Source organism: Syntrophaceticus schinkii, assembly GCF_000946815.1.
Taxonomy (GTDB): Bacteria; Bacillota; DSM-12270; order Thermacetogeniales; family Thermacetogeniaceae; genus Syntrophaceticus; species Syntrophaceticus schinkii.
On the sequence record NZ_CDRZ01000007.1, the window covers coordinates 1 to 12,699 of the forward strand.

10 protein-coding genes are annotated in these 12,699 nt (G+C 49.7%); all 10 read left to right on the plus strand.

Annotation, left to right across the window (positions count from 1 at the left end; all coding sequences use genetic code 11):
* A partial coding sequence (locus SSCH_RS00735; RefSeq protein WP_044663798.1) for a hypothetical protein occupies nt 1-914 on the plus strand: 914 nt, incomplete at its 5' end.
* A gap of 4 nt (nt 915-918) precedes the next feature.
* Nucleotides 919-1,980 (plus strand): DUF6056 family protein, encoded by a 1,062-nt coding sequence (locus tag SSCH_RS00740; RefSeq protein ID WP_044663799.1) that lies wholly within the window; start codon nt 919-921, stop codon nt 1,978-1,980.
* 432 nt (nt 1,981-2,412) lie between these two features.
* Nucleotides 2,413-3,888, plus strand: a complete 1,476-nt coding sequence (locus tag SSCH_RS00745; protein ID WP_232294125.1) for an FAD-dependent oxidoreductase — start codon at nt 2,413-2,415, stop codon at nt 3,886-3,888.
* Entirely contained in the window at nt 3,878-5,416 is a 1,539-nt protein-coding gene (gene glpB / locus SSCH_RS00750) for an anaerobic glycerol-3-phosphate dehydrogenase subunit GlpB (RefSeq protein ID WP_044663800.1), read from the plus strand. The genes SSCH_RS00745 and glpB overlap by 11 nt, the downstream gene beginning before the upstream one ends.
* Nucleotides 5,409-6,788 carry an anaerobic glycerol-3-phosphate dehydrogenase subunit C gene (locus tag SSCH_RS00755; protein WP_044663801.1) on the plus strand — a complete coding sequence of 460 codons (1,380 nt, stop codon included), beginning with the start codon at nt 5,409-5,411 and terminating at the stop codon, nt 6,786-6,788. The genes glpB and SSCH_RS00755 overlap by 8 nt, the downstream gene beginning before the upstream one ends.
* A 390-nt stretch (nt 6,789-7,178) precedes the next feature.
* On the plus strand, nt 7,179-8,966 hold the full coding sequence (locus tag SSCH_RS18590) for a DUF1616 domain-containing protein (protein WP_198142040.1): 1,788 nt from the start codon (nt 7,179-7,181) through the stop codon (nt 8,964-8,966).
* A gap of 14 nt (nt 8,967-8,980) precedes the next feature.
* A complete protein-coding gene (locus tag SSCH_RS00770) occupies nt 8,981-10,012 on the plus strand; it encodes a CPBP family intramembrane glutamic endopeptidase (protein WP_198142041.1) in 1,032 nt (343 codons plus the stop codon).
* Nucleotides 10,013-10,097: 85 nt separating this feature from the next.
* Entirely contained in the window at nt 10,098-10,373 is a 276-nt protein-coding gene (locus SSCH_RS00775) for a hypothetical protein (protein ID WP_198142042.1), read from the plus strand.
* Nucleotides 10,374-10,552: 179 nt separating this feature from the next.
* The gene (locus SSCH_RS00780) at nt 10,553-11,764 is read left to right on the plus strand and encodes a geranylgeranyl reductase family protein (protein ID WP_044663802.1); all 1,212 of its coding nucleotides are present in this window, start codon (nt 10,553-10,555) and stop codon (nt 11,762-11,764) included.
* Nucleotides 11,765-11,799: 35 nt separating this feature from the next.
* Nucleotides 11,800-12,597: a glycosyltransferase gene (locus tag SSCH_RS00785; protein WP_044663803.1), complete on the plus strand. Its 798-nt coding sequence runs from the start codon at nt 11,800-11,802 to the stop codon at nt 12,595-12,597.
* The last annotated feature ends 102 nt before the right edge of the window (nt 12,598-12,699 follow it).

The window sequence follows — 12,699 nt, forward strand, 5'->3', positions numbered from 1 at the left end:
AACAGAAGTCAGATTTAGCCCCTAATTTTTATTTGGGGAGTCTATTCATAACACTGATCGGGACACTGCTCTTTTTGGTGAATGCCAGGGGTTTAAGTGAGATTCAGGGGCTCTTGGTGATCAGTATGTTACTGATGACTGCTCCGCTATTATTTTATTATTTTTTATTGAAAAGTGTTACGCTGAGCAGGGGACAGTCTTTGTCACTGTTGTTAATCCCTCTCTTTGCTTTGCAGTATATCTTTTATCTTCAAGCCGGCGCACCTGTAGGCTTTACAGATCCCCACCACCATATTTTCATCTGCTGGAACCTGTTTACCGATGGGGGAAAGATCTTGTTTGAGAATGTTCAGCAGATCTCGCTGAATTTTGTGGGTTTGTATGTGTTGTTTCGCCTGCTCTCCCTGGCTAGCAGTTTAGATATTGTAACACTTGCCGGAATCATCCCTCCCTTTATAAATATCCTGATCATTACTGCTGTGTATTTAGTTGTCAACAGGCTGCATGAACACCGCACAGGTCTCCTGGCAGCCACACTTTATGGATGGGAGAACATGGTTCACATTTTGGGACAGGAGTTACGCACCCAAACCATGGGTGTGCTCATTCTTTTTACAGTCACAGCACTGCTGCTGATCTTGAACAAGAAAACGGCACGCTCAGGTGTTTTTGCAGCAGTAATCCTTCTGGCAGGACTTGTGACCACATCTTTTGTATGTAATTTTTATGCCTTGCTTGTTTTCACCGGGGCGGTTTGTGCGGTATTTATCTGGTTTCTGTACAAAAGAGATTTGGATTGGCTGGTGATCAACTCCTTATCTATTGTTCTTTACATTGCCTTTTTAGTCTTTTTTTGCTTTGTCTACCTGTTATTTGTTGAGCAAAGGGTTTGCTCCCCTGCTTGCACAGTTTAGTCATATGCTTTTTAATGCATTAGGTCAGGCAATGGTACCTGAATTGGGGGGCATCATCACCAAATCCATTCTGCTTATTTTTCTTGGTGTTGCTATAGTGATTGGTTTTGGGCTTCTTTATCTGCTCATCAATAAAATAACTAAATGGCGAGGGTCCATTAGTTTGTGTCTCACCGCAGGGCTGTTGTTGCTCTTGTCACTGGGTTTCCTGTACTATACGGGAAAACCTGTAGCTGTGGTTGCCGTCAAATCTCAGTATTATTTGCAGGGGATGCTCTCTTTAGCCCAGGCTCAGGCACACGAGTATGCCAGGATTTATAATCATTTTGTTGAGCTGGCAACATATCTGATCTGGGTGCTGCTCACAGTCCCCTATATTTGCTATTTCTTTGTTGTGGTAAAAAATAAGGATCAGGATGTCAAACCCCTGCTCTTCTTTGCGGCTTATTCTGTATTACTGGTGTTCTGCCTTATCAATAGGTTAAACAGCCCGCTGAATCCGGGCAGGCCGTATGTTGCCGTATTAATCCTGCTGGTTGCAGCTATAGCTTATTTTTTATACAATATACCAAGTTCAATAAAGATCCGGGCTGTGCGAGTGTTAATTAAAATAACAGCGGTTTCTTTGATTTTTTGTTTCATATTAGCGAATGTTGTAAAAAAGCCCGATTATATCATAGGCAGCAAGGTACCTTTTCAAAGTGTTCCTGGGGACGAGGATCTGGTTCCCTACTGGCATAAAGATGAAGGCCAGTATATGGTGAGCGACTTCCTGGCATCAACTGCTTCTGACAGGAAAGTTTTCGCCTGTATGACCATGCAGTGCTATCCTTTTTTGATCAGCACCTCTGAAAATGACCTGATCCCTCTTTACGGTATCGGGGTTCAAGCGGAAAGGCTCAAAAACCATAAGGGGCATTTGATCCTCCTGGAGGATAAAATTTACGGTGAAACATTTTACAAACGGGATGAGCTGCCTAATACCCAGGATCTCGATCAGCAAGTTCAAATAGCTAAAATTTATAATAACAATGATTATTTGCTATATGGGGTCAGGCTTGAGTAATTTACTTATTTTCCTGAAACACCTCAAAAAGAGATTAATAAGACAGTCCAGACTTCCGTGATCCGCCGGTGTCGCCGCTTACCGCTTTGGTGACAGGGGTGGTTCAATTTTCGCCCTCTGCCGGTGCTGCATGGGCGGCATGAGTGACTGCCTTGGGAGACGGATATGGGACATCGGGAGTATGAAAAGGAACCGTCTTTAGTGCACTCTGGGAGATGCAACAGGAACCGTCCCCAGTGCATCCTAATGACCAACGACCATTTAAGGAAGGTTGCTTTGATATGCAGGAAAAGATGAAGGCTATCGGTAGTGCTGTTTCCCAGTCACCCGGAAAGCGGACAGGGGAACTATCCCCGCAGATGATGAAAGCAGGACCAGCCAAAGTGACCGTCCCCGTGGATGGTCAAACAGGGGTATTGGTGATTGGGGGGGGTGCTACCGGGGCGGGGATCCGTGTGGGATCTCTCCCTCAGGGGGATCGATGCTGTTCTTGTGGAGCAGCGGGAACTGGCCTATGGGACAACAGGGCGCTGCCATGGACTGCTTCACAGTGGGGGGCGCTATGTGGTTCGGGATGGTGATGTTGCCCGGGAGTGCTACCAGGAAAACCAGATTCTGCGCCGGGTTGCGGCGGGAGCCATCGAGGAGACAGGTGGCCTGTTTGTTCACTTAAAGGGAGATGACCCGGATTATATTATGCGCTGGACAGATGCTGCGAAATCCGCAGGGCTTCCTTTTGAAGAGATAGATTTAAGGGAGGCCTATCGCCTTGAGCCGCTGCTCAGCAGGGATGCCAGAAGGGCATTTTGGGTTCCTGATGCTGCTGTGGATCCTTTTGATCTGGTGATGATGAATGTCCAGGGAGCTGTGGAGTGTGGAGCGAAGGTTTTGACCTGCACCCGGGTGGAAAAGCTGCTGGTTGAGGGGCAGAGAGTCCGCGGGGCGGTCCTGAAAGATATGGAAAGTGGAGAGGTTTACTCTATAAATGCAGAGGTGGTCATCAATGCGGCGGGTCCCTGGGCGGGGCAGGTGGCAGCCACAGCTGGGGTTCACCTGGATCTCGCTTATGGGAAGGGGACACTGCTAATTTTTTCCCAGCGGTTGAGCAATCATGTGCTTAACCGCTTGCGCCCACCTGGGGATGGGGATATCCTGGTTCCGGCCAAAACCGTTTCCCTGTTGGGCACCACAGATCTTGCGGTTCCCACCCCGGAAAACCCTGAACCCACAGGAGAGGAAGTGAGCTCGCTACTTGACCTGGGAGAAGAGTTGGCTCCAGGCCTGGCCAGCCGCCGAATTGTGCGGGCTTTCGCCGGGGTGCGCCCACTGTATAACCCAGGTGAGGAGGCAGGCAGACAGGCCTCCCGTGGCTTTGCGGTCATCGATCATGAAAGGCTTCACGGGATCAGCAACCTTTATTCTGTTGTGGGGGGTAAGCTGACCACCTACCGCTTGATGGCGGAGCAGGTGGTGGACATTGTTGCTGCTAAGCTGGGGGTATCTGATCAGTGCAGAACAAAGGATGTTTGTCTGCCTTCACTTACAGCCGCACCTACAAGTTCCACTAAAGGGGCGCCAATCTGTGAATGCGAACTGCTGGATAAAAACACTCTCCTGCAAGCCGCTCACCACCTGGATCGCTTTACACCCGGGGCCTTTTTGCGGAGTACCCGCCTCGCCCACGGCCCCTGCCAGGGAACCACCTGCATTTACCGCAGTGCCCTCTTTCTTTACCAGGAAAAGCTGCTTTCCTATGAGGGATGCCAGGAGTTCATCAAGGGGACACTCAGCTCACGGTGGCAGGGGATCAGGCATGTGCTGCAGGGAGACCAGGCCAGGCAGTTGGAGCTGGCCCGCGGGATTTACCTACAAAATCTTCAGCTTGGGGATAGCAAAAATGGTCTATGATGTTGTGATAATAGGAGCCGGCCTGGCGGGGATGACCGCAGCTCTTAAAGCTTTACAGCAGGGGATGAAGACGATCGTTGTCAGTGCAGGTGCCAGCGCCATGGAGTCTATGAGCGGCTGTCTTGACCTTTGCGGGAGTGCCGAAAAGCCCTGGCCTGCACTGAGGAGCTTAGTCTCAGAAAATCCTGGGCATCCCTATGCCCTTTTAAAAGAAGAGGAAATTCATGAGGCCTTATTATTTTTTGTGGAGCAGACGAAGGGATCCTGTCCCTATCACTATCAGGATGGCTTTAACAATTTTTGCATCCCGACAGCTTTCGGAAATCAGCGCTATACCTGTTTGCTTCCTGAGGGGCAGCTGGCTGCCGCAGCAGCTGAGGGGCGTGTGCTGGTGGTGGGGCTGAAGGGATACCGTGATTTCTGTGCTGAGCTGATGGTAGAGGGGATGCAGAAGAGGGGTTTTAAAGGATGGCAGGCAGCTGAGGTTGACCTGGACTGTCTGCAGTTACCTGGCAGCGGCGCAGCAGACAGCAGCAGGAGCTTGAATAACTTGAATAACAATGTTGAGATCGCGGTGCGTCTGGAGAATAGCTGGCAGCTGTTAGCGGAGGAGCTGAGCGGAAAAGTGCGGGGCTTTGGTTCTATAGCTTTCCCTGCGTTACTGGGTCTGAGCCAACATTTGCAGGTCAAACGGGGGCTTGAAGAATCTTTAGGGGTAAAAGTTTTCGAGGTTCCCACCCTTCCTCCTTCACTTCCGGGGATGCGGCTGGCCAGAACTCTTACAGCAGGGGTAAGGCTGCTGGGAGGAGATCTGCTGCAGGGTTTCCCTGTGGCTGCGGCTGATTTGAAGGGGCGGATCTGCAGCAGTGTAATCGTCAACACCCCGGGGAGGCCCCGCCGCGTTAAGGGAAAGAGTTTTATTCTGGCTACCGGTGGGGTGTTAGGGGGCGGAATCCAGGTGGAAAGGGAGAAGGTATCAGAAGCTGTTTTCCATTTACCGGTTATCAACCCTGCTTCAGAGGCGTACACCCAGGAAACCTCAGATACCCAGCCATGCGGGACCCAGGCCAAGCATAATCTTGCTGATTCGGATGCGTACATACAGGAAGATCCCAACGACGCCCAGCGGCACTGGCAGATAACGGAAACAGAAGTGGAGTTAGGGAATGTCGAGGTGACAAAGGATGTGACAGAGAACCGTTCCTCTGTCATACTTCAGGCAGTACCATCAGGTGATGAAAACAGAGGCCAAAGTCTTAATGTCAATGAACCAGCAATAGTAGATTTTTCACAACTTCCGACTTCCGACCTCCGGCATCAGACCTCCATTTTCAAGGCAGGGGTTCGGGCAAATAAACTGATGCAGCCGTTAGCTGTAGATGGCGGCGTTCTGCTGGAAAATGTCTTCTGCGCCGGAAGGATTTTAGCCGGTTATGACCCCTTTATCGAGGGGAGCGGCGCCGGTGTGGCCATTGCCACCGGATACAGGGCAGCGGTTGAGGCGGGGAGGGTGGCTGAAGATGAGTGAGCTGTCAAAACTTCTGGAACACTGTTTAAAATGCAGCCACTGCCAGAGCGCCTGTCCTATGGCCACCCATGACTCAGACTACCCGGGGCCGAAGGTTTTGGGTCCGGACCTGTCACGGCTCAAGTGTGCCGGGGCTGAGGGGGCAGGAGTTTCCCCTGATACAAAGGACCTGCTAAAGTTTTTGGATAAGTGCAGCGGCTGCCAGCGTTGTGATGTAGCCTGTCCCTTCGGGGTCCCCGTGGCACAGCTGGTTCGCCAGAACAAAAGTTTACGATCAGGGAAACGCTCCCTGCGGGATAAAATGCTTGCCTCCCCACAGCTGTTAGGCCGTATGGGAACAGCCCTTGCCCTGTTGGCGAACACAGCTTTAAAAAACACCGCTCTGCAGAAAATAATGAGCGGGATGCTGGGGTTGGACATGGAGCAGCCGTTTTCCTTTGCAGCCAAGAAAGATCTTTTGCAGCCAACCCTGGGGCGGCCGGCAGAGCCGCAAGAGCAAACAAAGTTATCAGTGACATCCCAGCCAGGAAGTCCATTGGATTCAGCAGGGCAGACAAAACCATCAGATCCGGTACAGCGGCAAGAGCCGGCAGAGCTGGAAGGGCAGGTACGGACTCTAGAGCGTGCACAGCAGGCAGAGGCAATAACACCTCTAGAGCTGGCAGAAAAGAAGGTAATCTACTTTCCAGGATGCTATGTAAACTATTATGAACCAGAGGTAGGGAAGGCATTTCTGCAGCTCCTGGGACTGCTGGGGGTCCAGGCATTGGTCTCCGAGCAGATCTGCTGTGGAATGCCCCTTTTAGCTGCCGGAAACCGTGAACAAACACATAAAACTTTTCAGCATAATCTCCGCTATTTCAAAGACTATGTCGATCAAGGCTATGAAATTGTCACTACATGCCCCTCTTGCAGTCTGGCATTTAAAAAGATTTACGTTGAAGAAGTGAGATCAGGTGATGCACAGCAGCTGGCGAGCGCAGTCTACGACTTTTCCGAGTACCTGGAGCCCTATAGCTGTCGCCTGGCAGCCCTTGTCCATCCTGTAATAGAAGAGCATGCGGTTTATCATCTCCCCTGTCATATCCAGGCTCAAGGGACAGGTATGTTGGGGGTCAATCTGTTGAGACTGATACCCGGCTTGGAGCTGGAGATAGTGGATGGCTGCTGTGGGCAGTCAGGCACCTACGGCTACAAGGTGGAGAATAAGGGGGTATCGATGGCCATCAGCAGAACATTAGCACAGCAGTTAACCGCCATTAATCCCAGTATAATCATAACCCCCTGTGGTTCATGCAAAGACCGCATCAGCTTTGTATCCGGTATAAAGACACTGCACCCGGTTCAGATACTCAAAGCTGCAGTGGATTGATCGGAGGGACGGTTCTCTTGATTATCATGATATGTTTAGAAATGGTTCGGGGTCAGGCCGGCCTAATGCATATTGCTGCCTAAATATTTACTGGTGCTGTTCACCTGGGAACAACCGGATATGCGATCTAGTTAAAACGGTTCAGGGGAACCATCCCCCTGATCTTATTTGTTGGTGGTTAGTCGATAGACGTTGGCTAATGGACAAAACTGTTGCCGGAAAAGAGATCAGAGCAGGATAACCGCGATGATCCAAAATAGATCAGAAGTAGATCAGAAGAACCGTTCCCGTGATCCGCGTGATCCGTGATCCACTTTAGAGGAATTTTGTCGGTGGATGGAGAATATATTCACTTTATTGGCAATAGAAGACAGGAGGAGCACAGGCGGTATGGGTAAGGAGACAGGTACACAGAAGCTGCACTTCCGCGTCCGGTTTGAATACAAGGTTTTAGCGCAACCCTTTGGGTTGTTCCGGAAAAGAAGGGATATTAAACAAGAAGCAGCAGCTAAGAGAAGAAAGAAGGCAGTTGCGCTTCAGCAAATACCTTTAAAAGGCATTGATATTTTAAAGGTCGACCCTTATTATAAGGTTTACTTGAAGGAAGAACAGGGGCAGAAGATGGCCTATGCTCCTGTAGAAGTTCTCTTTGATGCAGATTCCCTGGAAGATGCCATCCCTTTTCTGATGTCAAAAGACTTCAGTAATGTGGAACTGATGTACCCTGATCACGTTTCTCTCAGCCAACGGGAGTTCGAACGGGTTATTGAGAAGGCAAATAAAGAGTTGAAGAACCACCGTGCCTGTTTGGAAATTCGTTACCGTGCTGACGGCGAATCATATATTCTCAAGGATTTACCTGTGGAAGATATTTCATCTGAAAGCACTGCTGAAGAGAGCGTTTCCGAAGGAGATCCATCTCTCGAACACGATGGTGATTACCCAGGCAGTTTAGAAGAGGCCGAACCAGAGCCAGAACCAGAACCAGAACCAGAGCCAGAGCCAGAGCCAGAGACTGAGCCGGAGCCAGAACCAGAACCGGAGCTAGCACCGGGTCCAGGCCCAGATCGGGACACAGGCCTAGAACCAGACACAGAACCAGATCAAGACACAGACAAAGAACCAGTACCAGACTCAGGCCCAGATCCAGATCAAGACACAGATACAAAACCAGTACCAGACCCAGACACAGATCAAGACACAGCTCCAGAACCGGAGCTAGATCAAGATCCAGAACCAGGCATAGACTCAGACCCCAGCCCAGACACAGACACAGATCCGAACCCAGATCCATCAGAGCCCTCAGGCAATTCTCTCAAAAAGACACTGCGTCTGGAGTGGGAACTGGAGATAATTGCTGTGCTGTCACTCATCCTGGCAGGGCTGATTGCCCTGGGGGGGCAGGGCTGGATGCATTACCTGCGTATAGGGCTCGGGCTTCCCTTTGTGCTGTTTTTCCCGGGCTATGTTCTGATCGCAGCCCTTTTTCCCAAAAAGGATGACCTGGATGGGATCGAACGGGTTGCCTTGAGTTTTGGCCTCAGCATTGCTGTGGCGCCTTTAATTGGGCTGGGCTTAAATTACACCCCCTGGGGAATCAGGCTGACACCGATTCTTCTATCACTGATCATTTTTATCCTCTTAATGGGCAGTATTTCCTTTTTTAGAAGGGACAAGCTGCCTCAGGAGGATCGCTTTTGCCCCACCTTTGAATTCGAGGTTCCTTTATGGCAGGAGCAGCCTATTTTGGACAGGGTTCTTTCCATAGCTCTTGTAATAGCAATTCTTTTTGCTGTAGGGAGCATCTGCTATGTAGTGGCCATGCCCAAGGTGGGCGAACAGTTTACAGAGTTTTATATTCTAGGGACAGATGGCAAAGCGGAAGGATACCCACGGGAGCTGGAAGAAGGGGAAAAAGGCGAGGTTATTGTCGGTGTGGTTAACCACGAATACCAGCAGGAAAAATACTATGTTGAAGTCAGGATGGATGATCTGGTGCTGCCGCGGGAGGGGCCGATAACCTTGAGCCATGAGAGTAAGTGGGAAAAAACGATGGCTTTTTCCTATCCCAGCACACGAGAGAACTTAAAGGTGGAATTTCTGTTATACAGGGAGGGGGATGAGGAGCCTTATCGGAGCCTTCACCTCTGGGTGAATGTGAAGGGAAAAGCAAGTTGATGAGGGAGAGAAAAATGCCGAAAACGTTTGATGACTACCAGTATCACGATCTTAACTTATCCGCAGAAGATAGGGAGCAGGATATTAAAAGAGCTAAAGATGAGTCTGGCTCAAGTACGCAGCAAAGAAATGAATCGATGATCCCCTGGGTTTTTCTCTTAGGATTAGCTGCTGCAGAATTGGCAGTTGGCTACTGGAGTATCGGGTTTGGTATGGCACTGCATGTCACTTTACTGATAGCCAGCCTGATCATGGCTGTTATCTCCTGGTACCGGTGGGAGATAAATCGCACTGCAGGGGGTTCCGCCCGCAGGGAAGCAGGACAGCCTGTTCAGCTGGAAGAGGAACTGCAAGATCAGTCTCAGGTTGGTGGCAAAGCAGCTTTTTATGGATATCGTTTCTATATTGGTCTTGCCCTGGCGCCGCTGATCCGGATTCTGAGCCTTTCTATACCGCTCAAGGGTGTTGCTCCGCAGTATTTCTATCTCATTCCCGGCATTCCTCTTCTGGCTGCGATCTTTGTGGCTGCCAAAATGGCGGGTTTTCGCAGGAGTGACATCTATCTGACCCAGGGGAGTCTTCAAAATCTGTGGAAAAACTGGAAAGTGCAGCTGGCTATTGCCTTGTTAGGCTTTCCGCTGGGCTTCATGGAGTATTCTATTTTGCACCCGGAACCTATTGTTTCACAACTTACTCCGGGAGCAGTTATGACTGCATCAATAATCCTCATTATTTTTACAGGTCTCACTGAGGAATTGACCTTTCGTGGGATAATGAAGCGTGCCACAGATGACTTTCTTGGAGAAAGGATTTCGGTCATTTATGTATCCCTGGTATTCTCTGTGCTGCATATCACCCACCTTTCAGCGTTAGACGTGCTTTTTTGTTTTTGGGGTTGCCCTGCTTTTCTCATCGATTGTGCACCAGACAAAATCCCTTTACGGTGTCACTCTCGCTCATGGGCTGACCAACATCAATCTATTCATTATTGGACCCTATTTGCTGGGATGAACCAAAAAGGGGCTAATGTCCTAGAAAATAATTAATAATTACTACCATCGCGAGAAGGAATTTCCGATTTCATGACGAAAGTTGTTATAGATAGATAGATATTATAAAAGGAGGCCATAGATGATGATCGCCACTGTTACTACTACAACAACCACAACTGTCACAACAGCGGCAAGCACCACTCTGGCAGCAGGATTAGGCCTTCTGGCAACACTGGTTCTGATCGCCTTGTTGGTTAGCAAGGAACTGGCCGGAGCCGGGGTTGAATCCTCTGGCAGTGCCAGAACGGTTACCTTGTCCCAAGCTATTGATCGCGTTCTTAATGTAGCTATTGTTCCACTCCTGTTCGTTTTCGGGGCAATCGTGATCGTCAAGGTTCTCGAAGTACTTCTTTGATAGCTGTGCGACGAGACTCTTGGTGGATGCTGCTTCATTGACCCGCCGGTTTTCGGCGGGGATCTCTGCCGCGATCTGAAATAGAAAGCGGCATTTTGACCACCGTTAAACACACGGTGGTTTTTTTATGATACAATTCAGATGTAAAATTGTGATATATAAGGGGGCACTCTCATCAGATGGATTACGATGTCATTGTCATAGGCGGGGGTCCTATAGGCTGTGCTACAGCGAGGGATATAGCTGCTGCGGGATTCAGGGTGCTGGTGGCCGAAGAGCATCCTCAAATCGGTGCTCCCCTAAGGTGTGCCGGACTCGTCAGTACCAGGACACTGCAGCTTTCCAGAGTATCGCCAAAGGTAATCCGGCATAAGCTGACCGGGGCCCGGGTGCATTCTCCCGGGGGTGATGTTCTGAACCTATACGGCAGCAGGGTGTACGCCCTTGCTATCGATCGTGTAGCTTTTGACAGGGATCTGGCTGCACAGGCAGCAGCAGCCGGTGCAGAGATTGCATACAGTATGCGGGCAGTTGATTTACAGCTTATTCCCGGTGGTGTAAGGGTGATGCTGCGACAGAGCGGCAGCCGCAATAATAATATAAAGGAGTTCACCTGCCGTTTGGTTGTAGGAGCTGATGGGTACAGATCCTTGGTGGCCAGAAGGCTTGGTATTTTACCTAAAGGAGAAAAGGTGCCACTCTATGCAGCAGAGGTGGAGCTGCCCAACAGTGACAGGCAAATTGTCGATATATTTATCGGTAATCAGGTGGCACCAGGATGGTTTGGCTGGGTAATCCCTGCAGGGCAGGGTATGGCCAGAATAGGTATCGGAGCGCCAAGGCGCCCGCAAAAGCATTTCCAGCAGCTTGTGGAGGCCAACCCCGGTATCTTTCAGGGGATGCGCATACTCCAGTGTACCAGTGGCTATGTTCCGGTCTATTTTCAGGATAAGTCTTACGGGGGGCACTGCCTGCTGGTCGGGGATGCTGCCGGTCATGTAAAGCCAATCTCCGGCGGCGGCCTTTTCTTTGGACTCAGGTGTGCAGAATTGTGTGCTGATACAGCTGTCGATGCTCTTGACAGCGGTGACCTGAGCGAGATGTCCCTTTCCCGTTACCAGGAAAAGTGGGAAAAGACAGTAGGCCAGGAGATTCGCTGTGGGCTGAAGCACCGTGAGGTTTTTTTAGACCTGACCGATGAGGATATGGACGAATTAATCCGCTTTTTTAATAAGCCTTACTGGTGCAAGTTGATTTTGAAATACGGGGATCTAGATTACCATTCCAAACTGGCCGGCAGACTGGCCAACCTTCCCCATTGGGCGAAGCACTTTGTCAAGAACAGCATTAAGCTGATGATGGTTGGCTGCGGCATGGTGGATTTTATGTGAGGTAGTGATCAGCTATCAAAAGAAAAATCGTACATATGACCTCAGCTCACCCGCCTTTCGATACACGTATTTTTCAAAAAGAGTGCAAATCCCTGGCAAAGGCTGGGTATGATGTGGTATTAGTGGCTCCACATGACCGGGATGAAATTGTGGATGGTGTTCGCATCCGCGCAGTACCTAAACCCAGGGGGCGGGTGGAACGCCTGACCCGGACAGCCGGGCTGGTTTATAAGGCAGCCCTGGAAGAGAATGCTGATATGTACCATGTTCAGAACGAACTGGAACTTTTGTTTTGGGCACAACTGCTGCGATTAAGGGGAAGCAAAGCAGTCTATGATATGCATGAAAATCTCCTCAAATCGATTCCAACGAAGCCGTGGATCAAACCGCTGTTTCGTCCTGTTGTTATGTTTGCCTGTATGATCCTGGAAAGGATTTTAATGCATAAAATACCTGTTATCTATGCCGAGCACTCCTACATTAAAGATTACCTGTGGGTGAATAAACATATCACAGTATTGAATATGCCGTTAACCTCACAGCTGCTGCAGATCAATGAAACAAAATACTCTACACCGACCCTGGGGTATATCGGTGGTGTGACAGCTGAGCGAGGGAGTATGATTACTCTGGAAGCCTTAAACATACTTAAAGAGAAGGGATATCACGTCAATTGGGAGTGCATAGGCCACTCAGATGAGTCGCATCAAAAAGAGCTCTTTGAAATTATTGATGGATACGAATTAAAGGGAGTCCAGCTGAGGGGCTATCTCTTGCCTGCTGAAGGCTGGCGGATTATTGCCCGCTGTCATATAGGATTGGCTTACTTTTGAAATCCGAATCCCCAATTATTATGAATCATACCCCACGAAACTGTTCGAATACATGGCTCTGGGGCTGCCTGTGATCATTATCTTGACTTTCCGTTGTACTGA